The following is a 17,203-nucleotide window of genomic DNA, read 5'->3' on the forward strand; positions in this document are numbered from 1 at the left end:
CCAACGAAATGGAGGCTTGTCATGGCCAGGATGCGCGCTGTCGACGCAGCGGTTCTCGTTCTCGAAAAGGAAGGCATCACCAATGCCTTCGGCGTGCCCGGTGCTGCGATCAACCCGCTCTATTCGGCGCTGAAGGCCCGCGGCACCATCCGCCACGTGCTCGCCCGCCATGTCGAGGGCGCCTCGCACATGGCCGAAGGCTATACGCGGGCCAAAGCCGGCAATATCGGGCTCTGCATCGGCACTTCCGGTCCGGCCGGCACCGACATGATCACCGGCCTCTACTCGGCTTCAGCGGACTCCATCCCGATCCTCTGCATCACCGGGCAGGCGCCGCGCGCGCGCCTCAACAAGGAAGATTTCCAGGCCGTCGACATCGCTTCGATCGCGGCACCCGTCGCCAAATGGGCCGTCACCGTCATGGAGCCCTATCTGGTGCCGATGACGCTGCAGAAGGCGTTCCATCTGATGCGCTCCTCGCGGCCGGGCCCGGTGCTGGTCGACCTGCCGCTCGACGTGCAACTCGCCGAGATCGAATTCGATATCGACGCCTACGAGCCGCTCGCTCCCTTCAAGCCGGCAATCACGCGCGCCCAGGCCGAGAAGGCCCTCGCAATGCTCAACGAAGCGGAAAAGCCGCTGATCGTCGCCGGCGGCGGCATCATCAACGCCGATGCTTCCGACCTTTTGATCGAGTTCGCCGAAGTCACCGGCGTGCCGGTCATCCCGACGCTGATGGGCTGGGGCTCGATCCCCGACGACCACCGGTTGATGGCCGGCATGTGCGGCCTACAGACCTCGCACCGCTACGGCAATGCGACGATGCTTGCCGCCGACTTCGTCTTCGGTATCGGCAACCGCTGGGCCAACCGCCACACCGGCTCGGTCGATGTCTACACCAAGGGCAAGAAGTTCATCCACGTCGACATCGAGCCCACCCAGATCGGCCGCGTCTTCGCGCCGGATCTCGGCCTCGTCTCGGATGCGGGGGCGGCGCTGAAGATCCTGCTCGACGTCGCCACCGAATGGCGCACGGCCGGCAAGCTGCGCGACTGGTCGGGCTGGGCCAAGGAGTGCCAGCAGCGCAAGAAGACGATGAAGCGAAAGACGCATTTCGAGCAGGTGCCGCTCAAGCCGCAGCGCGTCTATGAGGAGATGAACAAGGCCTTTGCCCGCGACACCACCTATGTCACCACGATCGGCCTGTCGCAGATCGCCGGCGCGCAGTTCCTGCACGTCTACAAGCCGCGCAACTGGATCAATTGCGGCCAGGCCGGCCCGCTCGGCTGGACGCTGCCGGCGGCGCTCGGCGTGCGCGCGGCCGATCCGGATCGCGACATCGTCGCGCTTTCCGGCGATTACGACTTCCAGTTCATGATCGAGGAGCTGGCTGTCGGCGCGCAGCACAAGCTGCCTTACATCCACGTCGTGGTGAACAACGCCTATCTCGGCCTGATCCGCCAGGCGCAGCGTGGTTTTTCGATGGACTACGAGGTGAGCCTCGCCTTCGAGAACGTCAACCGCGCGGGCGACCCGGAGGCGGGCTACGGCGTCGATCACGTCGCGGTCGCCGAGGCGATGGGCTGCAAGGCGGTCCGCGTGAGGAAGCCCGAGGAATTCGCCGGCGCCTTCAAGGAGGCGCAGCGGCTGATGAAGGAGCACCAGGTCCCGGTCGTCCTCGAATTCATCCTCGAGCGCGTCACCAACATTTCCATGGGCACGGAAATCGACAAGATCACGGAATTCGAAGATCTTGCCGAAAGCCATGAGGATGCTCCTACAGCTATAGTGATGTTGGATTAAGCTGAGCGGAAAAGGAGAAAAAAATGCCGCGTTTTTCAGCCAATCTTTCGATGCTCTTCGGCGAGCACGAATTCCTCGATCGTTTCGATGCCGCCGCCCGCACGGGCTTCAAGGGCGTCGAATATATCGGCCCCTATGACCATGCGCCTGACGTCGTCGCGGCGCGCCTGAAGAAGAACGGCCTCAGCCAGGTTCTCTTCAACCTGCCGGCCGGCGACTGGGCGAAGGGCGAGCGCGGCATCGCCGTGCTACCGGAGCGCGTGCCGGAATTCCGCCAGGGAGTCGCCAAGGCGATCACCTATGCCCATGCGCTGGGCTGCGAGCAGATCAATTGCCTGGCCGGCATCGCGCCGCAGGGCGCCGACCGAGCGGTGCTGGAAAACGTCTTTGCCGAAAACCTCGCCTTCGCGGCGGAAAAGCTGGAACAGGCCGGCATCAGGCTGCTGATCGAGCCGATCAACACCCGCGACATCCCCGGCTTCTTCCTGAATTATTCCGACCAGGCGCTGGCGCTGATCGACCGCATCGGCTCGAAGAACGTGTTCCTGCAATATGACATCTACCACATGCAGATCATGGAGGGGGATCTCGCCCGGACCATCGAGGCGAACCTGCCCCGCATCGCGCATATCCAGCTTGCGGACAATCCCGGCCGTCACGAGCCGGGGACGGGCGAGATCAACTATCCCTTCCTCTACGACCACATTGACCGTTTGGGTTATTCCGGCTGGATCGGCGCCGAATACAAGCCCAAGGCCGGCACGGAAGCCGGGCTCGGCTGGTTCAGCGAATTCGCCGGGCGGGGGAGTGCGGCAGCTTAAGAGCCGGCGTCGAAGCTGCCATCTCCCCCCAAGAGGGGGAGATGGCCGGCAGGCCAGAGAGGGGCGCGAAGGAACGCAGCCTCAACAAATACTGACGGAGCAAATCAATGGAAACCATCGGTTTCATCGGCCTCGGCATCATGGGCGCGCCAATGGCGGGGCATCTTCTCGACGCGGGCTATCACGTCATCGCCAGCGATCACCGCTCGAAGCCGCCGGCCGATCTCATTGCCAAGGGCCTGAAGACCACCACTGGCCACGACGCCGTGGCCAAGGCCGCCGACATCATCATCACCATGGTCCCGGATACTCCGCAGGTGGCCGACGTGCTGTTCGGCGAGAACGGCGTCGCCGCTGGCCTGTCCAAGGGCAAGCTCGTCATCGACATGAGCTCGATCTCGCCGATCGCGACCAAGGAATTCGCCCAAAAAATCAACGATCTCGGCTGCGACTATCTCGACGCGCCGGTGTCGGGCGGCGAGGTCGGCGCCAAGGCGGCATCGCTCACCATCATGGTCGGCGGCGAGGACAAGGCCTTCGAGCGCGCCAGGCCGGTGTTCGAGAAGATGGGTAAGAACATCACTCTGGTCGGCCCGAACGGCGTCGGCCAGACCACCAAGGTCGCCAACCAGATCGTCGTGGCGCTGACCATCGAAGCCGTCGGCGAAGCGCTGGTTTTCGCCTCGAAGGCCGGCGCCGACCCCGCCAAGGTCCGTCAGGCGCTGATGGGCGGGCTCGCAGCTTCGCGCATCCTCGAAGTGCATGGCGAGCGCATGGTCAAGCGCACCTTCGCGCCGGGCTTCCGCATCGAACTGCACCAGAAAGACCTCAACCTGGCGCTTGAGGGCGCCAAGGTGCTCGGCGTGTCACTGCCCAACACGTCGACCACGCAGCAACTGTTCAATTCCTGCGCCGCCAATGGCGGCGGCAAGGAGGACCACTCGGCGCTGGTCAGGGCGCTGGAGCGGATGGCGGCGCATGAGGTAGGTGGGGAGGCAGCGCAAACCGAAGGCAAGGCAGCTTAGGTCAGGAGAGGGCGGCTCAACGTTCCCACGCCGCCTGCTCTTTTCCTGTCAGAGAACGGGTTCCTGCGTCATCGCTGGAGCCCGTTTTCGCTTCGATGCCCAGGCACGGATCTGGGCTCAGCGCTTCAGGAATGCGTTTGCCGCGTAGAGGCTCACCGCCGCCGCATTCGACACGTTGAGCGAGTGGATCGCGCCGGGCATGTCGAGGCGGGCCAGCGCGGTTACCGTCTCGCGGGTTTTCTGGCGCAGGCCCTTGCCTTCAGCGCCCAGCACCAGCGCGATTTTATCGCCGTCGAAGGTTTTTTCGAGCTCCGCCTGCCCTTCGGAATCGAGCCCGATCGTCTGGAAGCCGGCCTCGTGCAACTGCTCCAGCGCATCGGCGAGGTTCTTCACTTCGATCTGATCGATATGTTCCAGCGCGCCCGAGGCGGATTTTGCCAGCACGCCGGATTCCTGCGGACTGTGGCGGGCGGTCGTGATCAGTGCGCCGGCGCCGAAAGCGACCGCGGAACGCAGGATCGCGCCGACATTGTGCGGGTCCGTCACCTGGTCGAGCACCAGCACCAACCTGGTGTCGCCGAGCGCGTCGAGACGCTTCGGCTTGAGCGGCTCGGCCTCGATCAGCACGCCTTGATGCACGGCGTCCGATCCGGTGATCCTGTCGATGTCCTTCGGCTCGACCAGTTCTGCCTTGAAGGGCAGGGCGGCAAGGTCGGTTATCGCCAGCCGCTCGGCGGCGTTGCGGGTCACCAGCATCTTTCTGATCTTGCGGCGCGGATTGTCGAGCGCGGCCCGCACGGTATGCAGGCCGTAAAGCCGCACCAGTCCGTCGGTGGGTGCTTCGCCCGGCGGCACCGGCTGGCGCGGCCGGAATACCGGCGCGCCGCCCGCCTTCTGATCGCGATGCGCACGCCTAAGCTTGGCGTAATGGGTGTCCTTGCGTGTGCCGGGCTTGTTGCTTTTATCGTCGCTCATGGCGGCCTCTATAGCCGTCTCGTCCGGCTAAGGATATGGGCTGTGGAAATGAATGCCGGACATACTCGAAAAACCCTCGCCGCGCCGGTTGACACCCACCGGCCTTGCCGCCATAAGGCGCTTCGCTGATTTCGGAGAAGATCTAACTCGGGCTCCGGATTGGCGAAAATGCCTCGTTGCATGGCTCCGGCGGCAGACTGGAGAGGTGCCCGAGTGGTTAAAGGGGACGGACTGTAAATCCGTTGGCTTAGCCTACGTTGGTTCGAATCCAACCCTCTCCACCACTGCCGGCCCGGAAGCCCTGAACGAACAAGTCTCGGACCGAAAGTGCATGGCGCTTTTCGGGTGAATCCGGTACTTCAGTGTAAGGCGCGGGTATAGCTCAGTGGTAGAGCAGCAGCCTTCCAAGCTGAATATGCGGGTTCGATTCCCGCTACCCGCTCCAGATTTCCTGCCCTGCCATTCGCATAAAAAGCGCCGCGCGCCGTAGCGCGCAGCGCATTGCCTTTCTTCCAACCGCTTAGCTGTTGAAGGCCGAAGCGACCTGATGGTTCTGCGGGATCTGGCCGTTCGGCGTCAGCTTGTCGACGATACCGGGCAGCGCCGTGGAGAGCTGCTGCAGCAATTCCTGCTCGTTCATGCCGGTGCGCTGCGCGATCTCGCGGATCACCGCCGGGCCGAGCGCCGAGCCGAGATCGCCTGGGTTGATTGACTGGTTCTGGCCGGTGCCGACCCAGGAGTCGGCGACGTTGCCATGGCCGGCATCCTTCAGCTTGTCGAGCAGTCCGCCGAGACCGCCAAGCAGGCCGCCATCGGCGGACGTGTCGGTTCCCGCAGGCGTCGGCGCCGGCGCTTGCGGCGCGGCCGCCTCTTCGCCTCTGCCGCTCAGCATCTTGCCGACCAGCAGCGCGCCGAGCGCGATCATCAGGGGTTTGGTGATATTGCCGCCCGGAACGGCGTTGTCGAAAAGGCCCATCGTGGATCTCCTTGTCCAGCCAAGTCCGCCCCGCCTCAGAATGGCGCAAACGGAACGAATTTCAAGCTGTCTTGAGCTTTTGACAATCATGTGACCATGATGGCGCGGCGGGGAAACTGGAGGGAATTATGGGCATCATCAGCTGGATTATTCTGGGCCTTATCGCCGGCTTCATCGGCAGCAAGATCGTCAACAAGACCGGCGAGGGCATGATCATGGATATCGTGCTCGGCATTGTCGGAGCCATCGTTGGCGGACTGATCTTCAGCGCCTTCGGCTCGGCGGGTGTCACCGGCCTCAATATCTGGAGCCTTATCGTGGCCGTGATCGGCTCGATCGTCGTGCTCTGGGCCTATCACCAGATCTCCGGCAAGCGCACGCTGTAAGGAACCAATGCGCGGCAGCTGAAAGGCTGCCGCCGATGGACTTGTCTAGGGCCGGCCGCGCGGGCGCGCCGTGGCCGGCTGGTTTGCTTTGGATCGTCAGGCGGGGCAGTTCGGCAATGGCGGTGCAGATCGAAGGGCTTGCCGTTACCTACTATCCAATTCCGAAAAGCGGCACCAGCAGCATCAAATACGCGCTCATGGCGCTTGGCGACAAACACGCCGCGCTTGCCGCGGATCCGGACAACGAGGTCCACACTCATCTGGCGACGAATTGGGTCGATCCCTTCGCGCCGGTCTATGATGGGATGGGCGGCAAGTTCACCATCGTCCGCGACCCGCTTGAGCGGCTTCTATCCGCCTATTCCAGCAGGATACTGGACGCCAACGTCCTGACCCGGCCCTCGGCAAAGGCTGAAATGCTCGCGAGCTTCGGGCTACCGTCCGATCCGGATCTCGATACTTTTGTCCTGAATGTCGAAAAATACAGCGCATGCTCGTGGGAGATCCAGTTCCACGTCGCCTCGCCCCGCTGTTTTGTCGGCTCCAGCCTGTTTCTGTTCGAGCATGTCTTCAGGTTCGAGGAGATGGACAAGGTTGCGGATTTCCTGTCCTCCGTCAGCGGCAAAACAGTCGGCATGCCTCGATTGCAGACGGCCAGACACAAGGTCAGCCCGTCGGATCTGTCACCGGCCGCTCTGGCGAAGGCCATGCGCTTCTGCCGCTACGACTATGGCTTCCTGGTCGATTACTACGATTCGGCAAGATGGGGCGGCATTCCCGATGGCGATCCCGCCGAAACCTCCACGCTGCATGTCAAGGGCGATCCCACGGCGCTGCGCGACGGCCGCCTCGTCTATCCGCGAACGCTGCGCAACTTCGTTGATTTCTTGGTGCAGCGCCCGCTGAAGAGTACGGTAAAGCGCGTTGGGTGATGCGGTAACGGCTAGGCGACCATGGCCAGCCGGCGCTTGCGTTCGTCGAGCGAGACGATCGTCAGGCCGCTGGCCATGACCAAAAGGATGCCGCAGACGGCGAGCGCGTTGGGGAACTGCCCGAACACCAGCAAGCCCGAAATGACAGCCCAGACGGTGAAGCAGTAATAGAAGGGCGCGACCGCGCTTGTCGGGCCTACCCGGTAGGCCATGAAGATGAAGAAATGGCCGAAGATCAGGAACAGGCCCGCTCCGGCGATAAGCAACAGATGACGTCCTTCCGGCATCACCCATTGCTCGGACACGAGATGCGCCGCACCTGAGCCGACCAGCACCACCACGACAGCCGAGATGGCGACGATCATGCCGGGCACCTCGGCGCCCACCTTGCGGCCGGCAAGGTCGCGCACCGCCGCGAAGGCGGCGTTGCCGAGCGCCAGCAGCGCATAGACCGAAATACCTTGCATGGTCGGCTGCGCCACCATCAGCGCTCCGACAAAGCCAAGGCCGATCAGCGCCATGCGCGTGGCGCCGATCCTTTCGCCGAACAGCATTGAGGAGCCGACCAGCACGATGAGCGGCGTGACCTGGCCGAGCGCGGTGGAATCCGCGATCTGCATGTTGGCCAGGGCGACGACATAGCAAAGGATTGCCAGGAGCTCGAACAGGTTGCGGCGCAGCACCTTGCGCTCGAAGAGCAGGGGGATCTGCCTCGCATAGCCCAGCATCAGAAGCAGCGGTACGCCCCACAGCGTGGCGGCAGCACCCCGCAACAGGAGCACTTCATAAGGCGGCAGCCCGGCGGTCGCGAGCTTCATCATCGTGTCGTTGATGAGGTAGGACCCCGTCGAGACGATCATGAACAGCGGAGCGCGGATATTGGATGGAATGAACTGCATTTGGCGAACAAGATCAGAGCGGCGCGGCGGCGGCAATGGGCCAGCCCGGAGCCTTTGATTTTACGCACGGCACCCCTATATCCGCGCCATATCCCCCTGAAATCGACCATTTGTTCGGGTCGGCGGGAATCCGCTCGGCCACAAGGCACTTGTGTTTTTCGGCCGTTGTCGCTAATCGCCCCGCATTCGACTGAACTGAAGGTCAAGGCCGTCCAAGGAAAGAGACTATGGCAAAAGGTAAATTCGAGCGCACCAAGCCGCATGTGAACATTGGCACGATCGGTCACGTCGATCATGGCAAGACGTCGCTGACGGCGGCGATCACGAAGTATTTTGGCGAATACAAGCGCTATGACCAGATCGACGCGGCGCCGGAAGAGAAGGCGCGCGGCATCACGATCTCGACGGCGCACGTCGAGTATGAGACGGCCAACCGTCACTATGCCCATGTCGACTGCCCCGGCCACGCCGACTATGTGAAGAACATGATCACGGGTGCCGCGCAGATGGACGGCGCGATCCTGGTTGTTTCGGCCGCCGACGGCCCGATGCCGCAGACCCGCGAGCACATCCTGCTTGCCCGCCAGGTCGGCGTGCCCTCGATCGTTGTGTTCCTGAACAAGGTCGACCAGGTCGACGACGCCGAGCTTCTGGAGCTGGTCGAGCTCGAGGTTCGCGAGCTTCTGTCGAAGAACGAGTTCCCCGGCGACGACATTCCGATCGTCAAGGGTTCGGCGCTGGCTGCGTTGGAAGACAGCAACAAGACCATCGGCGAGGACGCCATCCGCGAGCTGATGGCTCAGGTCGACGCCTACATCCCGACGCCGGTTCGTCCGCTGGACAAGCCGTTCCTGATGCCGATCGAGGACGTGTTCTCGATCTCGGGCCGCGGCACGGTGGTGACCGGCCGCGTCGAGCGCGGCGTGGTCAAGGTCGGCGAGGAACTGGAGATCGTCGGCATTCGTCCGACCACCAAGACGACCTGCACGGGCGTCGAGATGTTCCGCAAGCTGCTCGACCAGGGCCAGGCCGGCGACAACATCGGCGCGCTGCTGCGCGGCGTCGACCGTGAAGGTGTCGAGCGCGGCCAGGTTCTGGCCAAGCCCGGCACGGTGAAGCCGCACAAGAAGTTCGTGGCCGAAGCCTACATCCTGACCAAGGACGAGGGCGGCCGTCACACGCCGTTCTTCACCAACTACCGTCCGCAGTTCTACTTCCGCACGACGGACGTGACGGGCATCGTGACGCTGCCGGCCGGCACCGAGATGGTGATGCCTGGCGACAACATCACCGTCGACGTCGAGCTGATCGTGCCGATCGCGATGGAAGAGAAGCTGCGCTTCGCCATCCGTGAAGGCGGCCGCACCGTCGGTGCCGGCATCGTCGTCACCATCAAAGAGTAATTTGGACTGAAACCGATCTGTCGCGGGCGCGGGAGCTGCCCGCGCCGCGCCAGAACAAGGAATTGACGCATGAACGGACAGAATATCCGCATCCGCCTTAAGGCGTTTGACCACCGGGTGCTCGACGCCTCGACGCGCGAAATCGTGTCGACCGCCAAGCGCACCGGCGCCAACGTTCGCGGCCCCATTCCGCTGCCGACGCGGATCGAAAAATTCACGGTCAACCGGTCGCCCCACGTCGACAAGAAGAGCCGCGAGCAGTTCGAGATGCGCACGCACAAGCGTCTGCTCGACATCGTCGATCCGACCCCGCAGACGGTCGATGCTTTGATGAAGCTCGATCTGGCCGCCGGTGTCGACGTCGAGATCAAGCTCTAAGGGAATTGAGAGCGCGGTAAGGGGCGGTGCCCCTGGCCCGGAACTCTAAAGGAATTGAACCGATGCGTTCAGGTGTGATTGCAAAGAAGGTGGGAATGACCCGCATCTATAACGATGCCGGCGAACACGTTCCCGTCACCGTTCTCCAGATGGAGAACTGCCAGGTCGTGGCCCAGCGCACGCAGGAGAAGAACGGCTACACCGCCGTCCAGCTCGGCGTTGGCCTTGCCAAGGTGAAGAACACGTCGAAGGCGATGCGCGGCCATTTCGCCGCCGCCTCCGTCGAGCCCAAGGCCAAGGTCGCCGAGTTCCGCGTCTCCGCCGACAACATGATCGACGTCGGCGCCGAGCTGACGGTCGAGCATTTCGTCGCCGGCCAGAAGGTCGACGTCACCGGCACCTCGACCGGTAAGGGTTTTCAGGGCGTGATCAAGCGGCACCACATGGGCGGTGGCCGTGCCACGCACGGTAACTCGGTCTCGCACCGCACGCACGGCTCGACCGGCCAGCGCCAGGACCCCGGCAAGGTGTTCAAGGGCAAGAAGATGGCCGGCCACATGGGCGACACCCGCGTCACCACGCAGAATGTGGAGGTCGTCTCGACCGACGCCGACCGCGGCCTGATCCTGATCCGCGGCGCGGTTCCCGGCGTCAAGGGCGCCTGGATCCTGGTTCGCGACGCCGCCAAGGTTGCGCTGCCGGCCAATGCGCCGAAGCCTGCCGCGATCCGTGCCGCTGCCGCCAAGAACGAAGCCCCGGCCACTGAGGGAGCCGAATAATGGATCTCAAGATCACAACGCTGGGCGGCAAGGACGCCGGCAAGGTGAAGCTCTCCGAGGAGATTTTCGGCCTTGACCCGCGCGAGGACATCCTGCAGCGCGTCGTGCGCTGGCAGCTCGCCAAGAAGCAGCAGGGCACGCACAAGGCCAAGGGCCGCGCCGAAATCGCGCGCACCGGCGCCAAGATGTACAAGCAGAAGGGTACGGGCCGCGCCCGTCACCATTCGGCTCGCGCTCCGCAGTTCCGCGGCGGCGGCAAGGCACACGGCCCGGTCGTTCGCAGCCATGAGCATGAGTTGCCGAAGAAGGTCCGCGCGCTTGGCCTCAAGCACGCTCTCTCGGCCAAGGCCAAGAGCTCTTCGCTGATCATCGTCGACGAGCTGAAGCTCACCGAAGCCAAGACCAAGGCGCTGGTGGCGAACCTCGAGACGCTCGGGCTGACCAACGCCCTGGTGATCGGCGGCGCCGAGCTTGACCAGAACTTCAAGCTGGCCGCGACCAACATTCCGAACATCGACGTACTGCCCATCCAGGGCATCAACGTCTACGACATTCTGCGCCGCGGCACGCTGGTCCTTTCGAAGGCCGCCGTCGAGGCTCTCGAGGAGCGCTTTAAATGACCGACCTTCGTCACTACGACGTGATCGTCTCGCCGGCGATCACCGAAAAGTCGACCATGGCTTCCGAGCAGAACCAGGTCGTCTTCAACGTCGCCAAGAAGGCGTCGAAGCCGGAAATCAAGGCTGCCGTGGAAGCTCTCTTCGGCGTCAAGGTGACGGCTGTGAACACGCTCGTCCGCAAGGGCAAGATCAAGCGCTTCCGCGGCACCGTTGGCCGCCAGGGCGACGTCAAGAAGGCGGTTGTGACGCTGGCCGACGGCCAGTCGATCGACGTCGCGACGGGTCTCTGAGCAAGGCCGCGAGGACAAGACAATGGCACTTAAGAAATTCAACCCGGTAACGCCGAGCACCCGCCAGCTGGTCATCGTCGACCGCTCGGGCCTCTACAAGGGCAAGCCCGTCAAGGGCTTGACAGAAGGCCTGACCAAGTCGGGCGGCCGCAACAACTACGGCCGCATCACGGCCCGCTTCATCGGCGGCGGTCACAAGCGTTCGTACCGCATCATCGACTTCAAGCGTAAGAAGTACGATGTCGTCGGCACGGTCGAGCGTATCGAATACGATCCGAACCGCACCGCCTTCATCGCGCTGATCAAGTATGACGACGGCGAGCTGTCCTACATCCTGGCCCCGCAGCGTCTTGCCGCCGGCGATAAGGTTGTGGCCGGCGAAGCAGTCGACGTGAAGCCGGGCAACGCGATGCCGCTGGCCTCGATGCCGGTCGGCACGATCGTCCACAACATCGAGCTGAAGCCGGGCAAGGGCGGCCAGGTCGCCCGTTCGGCTGGCGGTTACGCCCAGCTCGTCGGTCGCGACCAGGGCATGGCTATCTTGCGCCTCAACTCGGGCGAGCAGCGTGTCGTGCACGGCTCCTGCATGGCTACCGTCGGCGCTGTGTCGAACCCCGACCACGGCAACATCAACGACGGTAAGGCCGGTCGCACCGTGTGGCGCGGCAAGCGCCCGCACAATCGCGGCGTGACCATGAACCCGGTCGACCATCCGCACGGCGGCGGCGAAGGCCGCACCTCGGGTGGCCGTCATCCGGTTTCGCCCTGGGGCAAGCCGACCAAGGGCAAGAAGACGCGGTCCAACAAGGCGACCGACAAGTTCATCCTGCGCTCGCGTCATCAGCGCAAGAGCTAAGAAGAGGTAACGCCAAGTGACTCGTTCGATTTGGAAAGGCCCCTTCATCGACGGCTACCTTCTCAAGAAGGTGGACAAGGTTCGTGAAGGTGGTCGCAATGAGGTGATCAAGATGTGGAGCCGTCGCTCCACCATCCTGCCGCAGTTCGTCGGCCTCACCTTCGGTGTCTACAACGGCCAGAAGCACGTTCCCGTCTCGGTGAACGAGGACATGGTCGGCCACAAGTTCGGTGAATTCGCTCCGACCCGGACCTATTACGGTCATGGCGCGGATAAGAAGGCGAAGAGGAAATAATCATGGGCAAGGCCAAAGCTCCGCGCAGGCTTGCTGATAACGAGGCTCGTGCCGTTCTGCGCACGATCCGTATCAGCCCGCAGAAGCTCAACCTGGTTGCCGCGCTGATCCGCGGCAAGAAGGTGGCGACAGCGCTTTCCGACCTCGAATTCTCGGCCAAGCGGATTTCCGGCACGGTCAAGAAGACGCTGGAATCGGCGATCGCCAACGCGGAAAACAATCACGACCTCGACGTCGACGCTCTCATCGTGGCGGAAGCCTATGTCGGCAAGTCGATCGTCATGAAGCGTTTCCACGCTCGTGGCCGGGGCCGCGCCAGCCGTATCGAAAAGCCGTTCTCGCACCTCACGATCGTCGTTCGTGAAGTCGAGGAAAAAGGGGAGGCCGCATAATGGGCCAGAAAGTCAATCCGATCGGGCTGCGTCTCGGCATCAACCGTACCTGGGATTCGCGCTGGTTCGCGAACACCGGCGAGTACGGCCAGCTGCTGCACGAGGACCTCAAGATCCGCAAGTATCTTGAGAAGGAACTCAAGCAGGCCGCGATCTCGAAGGTCGTGATCGAGCGTCCGCACAAGAAGTGCCGCGTCACCATCCACGCCGCGCGTCCGGGCCTCATCATCGGCAAGAAGGGCGCCGACATCGAGAAGCTTCGCAAGAAGCTGACCGAGATGACGAAGTCCGAAACGCATCTCAACATCGTTGAAGTGCGCAAGCCGGAAATCGACGCCACGCTGATCGCCCAGTCGATCGCCCAGCAGCTCGAGCGCCGCATCGCGTTCCGCCGCGCCATGAAGCGCGCCGTTCAGTCGGCCATGCGCCTCGGCGCCGAAGGCATCCGCATCAACTGCTCCGGCCGTCTCGGCGGCGCCGAAATCGCGCGCATGGAGTGGTACCGCGAGGGCCGCGTGCCGCTGCATACGCTGCGCGCGGATGTCGACTACGGCACGGCCGAGGCGAACACGGCCTACGGCATCTGCGGCGTCAAGGTGTGGGTGTTCAAGGGCGAGATCCTCGAGCACGACCCGATGGCTTCCGAGCGCCGTGCGACCGAAGGTGATGCCGCGCATGGCGGCGGCGGTGCCGGCGGTGAGCGCGAACGCGGTCGTCGTCGCGAGAACGCCTGAGACATTTGAGAATTTGGAGTTAGAACGATGCTGCAGCCAAAGCGCACAAAGTTCCGCAAGCAGTTCAAGGGCCGTATCCACGGTACCGCCAAGGGCGGCACCAATCTGGATTTCGGCGGTTTCGGGCTGAAGGCGCTTGAGCCGAACCGCGTCACCGCGCGTGAGATCGAGGCGGCCCGCCGTGCGATCACCCGCGAGATGAAGCGCGCCGGTCGCGTCTGGATCCGGGTGTTCCCGGACCTGCCGGTCACCTCGAAGCCGACCGAAGTCCGCATGGGTAAGGGCAAGGGCGCCGTTGACTACTGGGCGGCGCGCGTCAAGCCCGGCCGCATCATGTTCGAGATCGACGGCGTCAGCGAGGAGACCGCGCGTGAAGCGTTGCGTCTCGGTGCCGCCAAGCTCTCGGTCAAGACGCGCTTCGTGCAGCGCATCGCAGAATAAGGACAGGCGATCATGAAAGCCGAAGACATCCGGACCAAGACCCAGGATCAGCTGAGCGACGACCTGGCAGCCCTCAAGAAGGAGCAGTTCAACCTGCGCTTCCAGAAGGCCACCGGCCAGCTAGAGAAGACCGCGCGCGTGAGACAGGTCCGCAAGGACATCGCGCGCATCAAGACCATCGCCGCGGAAAAATCCGCGGCCAAGAAGGCTTAAGGACGAGAACCATGCCAAAGCGCATCCTGCAGGGCACCGTCGTCAGCGACAAGAATGAGAAGACGGTCGTGGTCAAGGTCGAGCGTCGCTTCACCCATCCGGTGATGAAGAAGACCGTGCGCATGACCAAGAAGTACAAGGCGCACGACGAGAACAACGCCCACAAGGTCGGCGACCAGGTGTTCATCCAGGAATCGAAGCCGATTTCGAAGGACAAGCGCTGGATTGTCGTCTCTTCGGATCAGGCTTGATCCGGGCGAACGAACCGAATTTTGGACAGACCGGGGAGGGGTGAAGCACCCGTCCCGTTAGAAAAGAAGAAGGCGGCCAGTCATGATTCAGATGCAAACAAACCTCGACGTCGCGGACAATTCCGGCGCCCGTCGTGTCATGTGCATCAAGGTGCTGGGCGGCTCGAAGCGGAAGTATGCATCCGTCGGCGACATCATCGTGGTGTCGATCAAGGAAGCCATTCCGCGCGGCCGCGTTAAGAAGGGCGATGTGATGAAGGCGGTCGTTGTTCGCACGGCCAAGGACATCCGCCGCCCGGACGGCAGCGTGATCCGTTTCGACAAGAACGCGGCCGTTCTCGTCGACAATAAGAAAGAGCCGATCGGCACCCGTATCTTCGGACCGGTTCCGCGCGAGCTGCGCGCCAAGAACCACATGAAGATCATCTCGCTCGCGCCTGAAGTGCTGTAAGGAGCCGGACCAATGCAAAAGATCAAAAAAGGCGACAAGGTCGTCGTGCTTGCCGGCAAGGACAAGGGCCGTTCGGGCGAAGTCCTGTCGGTGCAGCCGAAGGAAGACACCGCGGTCGTCCGCGGCGTGAACCTCATTCGCCGTCACCAGAAGCAGACCCAGTCCCAAGAGGGCGGGATCATCACCAAGGAAGCGCCGATCCACCTGTCGAATATCGCGCTGGCCGACCCCAAGGACGGCAAGCCGACCCGCGTCGGCTTCACCATCCAGAAGGATGGCAAGAAGGTGCGCGTCGCCAAGCGTTCGGGAGAAGTCATCAATGGCTAAGGCTGAAACCAAGCAGGCAACTGCCAAGAACGAGCCGCGCCTCAAGAAGGTCTACAACGAGACCATCCGCAAGGCGATGCAGGAGCAGTTCGGTTACGACAACGAGATGCAGGTTCCGCGCATCGACAAGATCGTGCTGAACATGGGTGTCGGCGAGGCAACCGCGGACTCCAAGAAGCCCTCGGTCGCGGCCGAGGACCTGGCGATGATCGCCGGCCAGAAGGCCGTCGTCACCCGCGCCCGCAACTCGATTGCCGGCTTCAAGGTGCGCGAGAACATGCCGATCGGCGCCAAGGTCACGTTGCGCAAGGAACGCATGTACGAGTTCCTCGACCGCCTCGTGAACATCGCGCTGCCGCGCGTTCGCGACTTTCGTGGACTGAACCCGAAGAGCTTTGACGGCCGTGGCAACTACGCCATGGGCATCAAGGAACACATCGTGTTCCCGGAGATCAACTACGACAAGGTTGATCAGGTCTGGGGCATGGACGTCATCGTTTGTACGACGGCGAAGACGGACGACGAGGCAAGAGCGCTGCTCAAGGCCTTCAACTTCCCCTTCCGCCAGTAACGGCAGCGAAAAAGGAAACATCTGAAATGGCAAAGACCAGCTCAGTCGAGAAGAACAACCGGCGCCGCAAGCTCGCCGATCAGTACGCCGCCAAGCGCACGGCGCTCAAGGCCATCATCATGGATCAGTCCAAGCCGATGGAAGAGCGTTTCCGCGCTCAGTTGAAGCTTTCGGCGCTGCCGCGCAACTCGGCCAAGATCCGTATCCGCAACCGCTGCGAAGTGACGGGCCGTCCGCGCGCCTATTATCGCAAGCTGAAGCTTTCGCGTATCGCGCTTCGCGATCTGGGCAACACCGGCCAAATCCCGGGCCTGGTCAAGTCGAGCTGGTAAGGAGACACTGAGATGTCATTGAGCGATCCTCTCGGCGATATGCTGACCCGCATCCGCAACGCCTATGGCCGCAAGAAGTCGAGCGTCTCGACTCCGGCCTCGCGTCTGCGCGCCCGCGTCCTCGAAGTGCTGAAGTCGGAAGGCTATATCCGCGACTACAGCCAGACCGATTTCGAAAACGGCAAGTCGGAAATCGAGATCGAGCTGAAATATTTCGACGGCGCCCCGGTCGTGCGCGAAATCGCGCGCGTCTCGAAGCCTGGCCGTCGCGTCTATGTCTCGGCCAAGTCGATCCCGCACGTCGCCAACGGCCTCGGCATCGCCATCCTTTCGACGCCGAAGGGCGTCATGGCCGACCATGAAGCGCGTGAGCAGAATGTCGGCGGCGAGATCCTCTGCCAGATCTTCTGATCGGCCAAGAGATTGATGAATGGGCTTCGGTTCTCGGGATCGCGCCCGGGAACTGGAACCTGAAACGAAAGAAGTGACGAGGACAACAAAATGTCTCGTATCGGAAAAAAACCCGTTTCGCTGCCGCAGGGCGTGACCGCGTCCGTCAACGGCCAGACCGTGACGGCTAAGGGCCCCAAGGGCGAATTGAAGTTCGTGGTGAACGACGAAGTGCTGGTGAAGATGGAGAACAACGAGATCTCCGTCGAGCCGCGTGACCAGACCAAGAACGCCCGCTCCAAGTGGGGCATGTCGCGCACGCAGATCGTCAACATCCTGCAGGGCGTGAAGGACGGCTTCGAGAAGAAGCTCGAGATCACCGGCGTCGGCTATCGCGCCGCCCTGCAGGGCAAGAACCTGCAGCTGGCGCTCGGCTTCAGCCACGACGTGGTCTATCAGACGCCGCAGGGCATCACCATCACGGTGCCGAAGCCGACCGAAATCACGGTCTCGGGCATCGACAAGCAGCAGGTTGGCCAGGTCGCCGCCGAGATCCGCGAGTATCGCGGCCCCGAGCCCTACAAGGGCAAGGGCGTGCGCTATTCCGACGAGCGCATCGTGCGCAAGGAAGGCAAGAAGAAGTAATAAGCCTGGCCCGGGAAA

26 protein-coding genes and 2 tRNA genes are annotated in these 17,203 nt (G+C 63.0%); 25 read left to right on the plus strand and 3 right to left on the minus strand.

Annotated features, from left to right (window positions below):
• Nucleotides 1-21 precede the first annotated feature (21 nt).
• The 3 genes from gcl to RFM52_RS24110 all read left to right on the plus strand — a co-directional run bounded on the left by gcl (nt 22) and on the right by RFM52_RS24110 (nt 3,649).
• A complete protein-coding gene (gene gcl / locus RFM52_RS24100; RefSeq protein WP_320297993.1) occupies nt 22-1,803 on the plus strand; it encodes a glyoxylate carboligase in 1,782 nt (593 codons plus the stop codon).
• 23 nt (nt 1,804-1,826) lie between these two features.
• Complete coding sequence (gene hyi / locus RFM52_RS24105) at nt 1,827-2,624, plus strand: hydroxypyruvate isomerase (protein ID WP_320297992.1); 798 nt, start codon at nt 1,827-1,829, stop codon at nt 2,622-2,624.
• 107 nt (nt 2,625-2,731) lie between these two features.
• On the plus strand, nt 2,732-3,649 hold the full coding sequence (locus RFM52_RS24110) for a 2-hydroxy-3-oxopropionate reductase (RefSeq protein WP_320297991.1): 918 nt from the start codon (nt 2,732-2,734) through the stop codon (nt 3,647-3,649).
• Between the two features lie 117 nt (nt 3,650-3,766).
• On the opposite strand, the gene rlmB is transcribed toward RFM52_RS24110, so the two are convergent.
• Nucleotides 3,767-4,624, minus strand: a complete 858-nt coding sequence (gene rlmB / locus RFM52_RS24115) for a 23S rRNA (guanosine(2251)-2'-O)-methyltransferase RlmB (RefSeq protein ID WP_320297990.1) — start codon at nt 4,622-4,624, stop codon at nt 3,767-3,769.
• A 199-nt stretch (nt 4,625-4,823) separates the two neighbouring features.
• Here rlmB and RFM52_RS24120 point away from each other — a divergent pair.
• A tRNA-Tyr gene (locus RFM52_RS24120) sits at nt 4,824-4,908 on the plus strand.
• 87 nt (nt 4,909-4,995) lie between these two features.
• Nucleotides 4,996-5,069 (plus strand) — tRNA-Gly (locus tag RFM52_RS24125).
• A gap of 75 nt (nt 5,070-5,144) precedes the next feature.
• Here the strand turns inward: RFM52_RS24125 and RFM52_RS24130 are convergent.
• The gene (locus RFM52_RS24130; protein ID WP_320297989.1) at nt 5,145-5,600 is read right to left on the minus strand and encodes a YidB family protein; all 456 of its coding nucleotides are present in this window, start codon (nt 5,598-5,600) and stop codon (nt 5,145-5,147) included.
• A gap of 128 nt (nt 5,601-5,728) precedes the next feature.
• On the opposite strand from RFM52_RS24130, the gene RFM52_RS24135 reads away from it, so the two are divergent.
• The gene (locus tag RFM52_RS24135; RefSeq protein ID WP_320297988.1) at nt 5,729-5,986 is read left to right on the plus strand and encodes a GlsB/YeaQ/YmgE family stress response membrane protein; all 258 of its coding nucleotides are present in this window, start codon (nt 5,729-5,731) and stop codon (nt 5,984-5,986) included.
• Nucleotides 5,987-6,102: 116 nt separating this feature from the next.
• Entirely contained in the window at nt 6,103-6,918 is an 816-nt protein-coding gene (locus tag RFM52_RS24140) for a sulfotransferase family 2 domain-containing protein (protein ID WP_320297987.1), read from the plus strand.
• A gap of 11 nt (nt 6,919-6,929) precedes the next feature.
• Here RFM52_RS24140 and RFM52_RS24145 read toward each other — a convergent pair whose 3' ends face one another.
• Entirely contained in the window at nt 6,930-7,817 is an 888-nt protein-coding gene (locus RFM52_RS24145) for a DMT family transporter (protein ID WP_320297986.1), read from the minus strand.
• Between the two features lie 227 nt (nt 7,818-8,044).
• Here RFM52_RS24145 and tuf point away from each other — a divergent pair, with 227 nt between their 5' ends.
• The 18 genes from tuf (at nt 8,045) to rplF (ending at nt 17,185) form a co-directional block, all read left to right on the plus strand.
• Nucleotides 8,045-9,220, plus strand: coding sequence for an elongation factor Tu (gene tuf / locus RFM52_RS24150; protein ID WP_095765516.1), 1,176 nt, complete (start codon nt 8,045-8,047; stop codon nt 9,218-9,220).
• A 69-nt stretch (nt 9,221-9,289) separates the two neighbouring features.
• Entirely contained in the window at nt 9,290-9,598 is a 309-nt protein-coding gene (gene rpsJ, locus RFM52_RS24155) for a 30S ribosomal protein S10 (RefSeq protein WP_006205468.1), read from the plus strand.
• 62 nt (nt 9,599-9,660) lie between these two features.
• Nucleotides 9,661-10,377 (plus strand): 50S ribosomal protein L3, encoded by a 717-nt coding sequence (rplC, locus tag RFM52_RS24160; protein WP_095765515.1) that lies wholly within the window; start codon nt 9,661-9,663, stop codon nt 10,375-10,377.
• Entirely contained in the window at nt 10,377-10,997 is a 621-nt protein-coding gene (gene rplD / locus RFM52_RS24165; protein WP_140784986.1) for a 50S ribosomal protein L4, read from the plus strand. The genes rplC and rplD overlap by 1 nt, the downstream gene beginning before the upstream one ends.
• The gene (locus RFM52_RS24170) at nt 10,994-11,287 is read left to right on the plus strand and encodes a 50S ribosomal protein L23 (RefSeq protein ID WP_040983033.1); all 294 of its coding nucleotides are present in this window, start codon (nt 10,994-10,996) and stop codon (nt 11,285-11,287) included. Before rplD ends, RFM52_RS24170 begins: the two co-directional genes overlap by 4 nt.
• 22 nt (nt 11,288-11,309) lie before the next feature.
• Nucleotides 11,310-12,143, plus strand: a complete 834-nt coding sequence (gene rplB / locus RFM52_RS24175; protein WP_320297977.1) for a 50S ribosomal protein L2 — start codon at nt 11,310-11,312, stop codon at nt 12,141-12,143.
• Nucleotides 12,144-12,159: 16 nt separating this feature from the next.
• On the plus strand, nt 12,160-12,438 hold the full coding sequence (gene rpsS, locus RFM52_RS24180; RefSeq protein WP_015317982.1) for a 30S ribosomal protein S19: 279 nt from the start codon (nt 12,160-12,162) through the stop codon (nt 12,436-12,438).
• Between the two features lie 2 nt (nt 12,439-12,440).
• Nucleotides 12,441-12,830 (plus strand): 50S ribosomal protein L22, encoded by a 390-nt coding sequence (gene rplV, locus RFM52_RS24185; RefSeq protein ID WP_006205462.1) that lies wholly within the window; start codon nt 12,441-12,443, stop codon nt 12,828-12,830.
• The gene (gene rpsC, locus RFM52_RS24190; protein WP_112129139.1) at nt 12,830-13,564 is read left to right on the plus strand and encodes a 30S ribosomal protein S3; all 735 of its coding nucleotides are present in this window, start codon (nt 12,830-12,832) and stop codon (nt 13,562-13,564) included. Before rplV ends, rpsC begins: the two co-directional genes overlap by 1 nt.
• Before the next feature lie 27 nt (nt 13,565-13,591).
• Nucleotides 13,592-14,005 carry a 50S ribosomal protein L16 gene (gene rplP / locus RFM52_RS24195; protein WP_027170364.1) on the plus strand — a complete coding sequence of 138 codons (414 nt, stop codon included), beginning with the start codon at nt 13,592-13,594 and terminating at the stop codon, nt 14,003-14,005.
• Between the two features lie 12 nt (nt 14,006-14,017).
• Complete coding sequence (gene rpmC / locus RFM52_RS24200) at nt 14,018-14,218, plus strand: 50S ribosomal protein L29 (RefSeq protein WP_320297976.1); 201 nt, start codon at nt 14,018-14,020, stop codon at nt 14,216-14,218.
• An 11-nt stretch (nt 14,219-14,229) separates the two neighbouring features.
• Entirely contained in the window at nt 14,230-14,469 is a 240-nt protein-coding gene (gene rpsQ / locus RFM52_RS24205) for a 30S ribosomal protein S17 (RefSeq protein WP_010909280.1), read from the plus strand.
• Nucleotides 14,470-14,551: 82 nt separating this feature from the next.
• Nucleotides 14,552-14,920 carry a 50S ribosomal protein L14 gene (gene rplN, locus RFM52_RS24210; RefSeq protein WP_006205457.1) on the plus strand — a complete coding sequence of 123 codons (369 nt, stop codon included), beginning with the start codon at nt 14,552-14,554 and terminating at the stop codon, nt 14,918-14,920.
• 12 nt (nt 14,921-14,932) lie between these two features.
• Nucleotides 14,933-15,247 (plus strand): 50S ribosomal protein L24, encoded by a 315-nt coding sequence (rplX, locus tag RFM52_RS24215; protein WP_042642195.1) that lies wholly within the window; start codon nt 14,933-14,935, stop codon nt 15,245-15,247.
• Nucleotides 15,240-15,818 (plus strand): 50S ribosomal protein L5, encoded by a 579-nt coding sequence (gene rplE / locus RFM52_RS24220; RefSeq protein ID WP_320297975.1) that lies wholly within the window; start codon nt 15,240-15,242, stop codon nt 15,816-15,818. Before rplX ends, rplE begins: the two co-directional genes overlap by 8 nt.
• A gap of 26 nt (nt 15,819-15,844) precedes the next feature.
• Nucleotides 15,845-16,150, plus strand: a complete 306-nt coding sequence (gene rpsN / locus RFM52_RS24225; RefSeq protein WP_042642199.1) for a 30S ribosomal protein S14 — start codon at nt 15,845-15,847, stop codon at nt 16,148-16,150.
• Between the two features lie 12 nt (nt 16,151-16,162).
• Nucleotides 16,163-16,561, plus strand: a complete 399-nt coding sequence (rpsH, locus tag RFM52_RS24230) for a 30S ribosomal protein S8 (RefSeq protein ID WP_027170358.1) — start codon at nt 16,163-16,165, stop codon at nt 16,559-16,561.
• Between the two features lie 90 nt (nt 16,562-16,651).
• Entirely contained in the window at nt 16,652-17,185 is a 534-nt protein-coding gene (gene rplF / locus RFM52_RS24235; RefSeq protein WP_320297974.1) for a 50S ribosomal protein L6, read from the plus strand.
• The last annotated feature ends 18 nt before the right edge of the window (nt 17,186-17,203 follow it).

The sequence above is a fragment of the Mesorhizobium humile genome (assembly GCF_033977215.1).
Classification (GTDB): domain Bacteria; phylum Pseudomonadota; class Alphaproteobacteria; order Rhizobiales; family Rhizobiaceae; genus Mesorhizobium; species Mesorhizobium humile.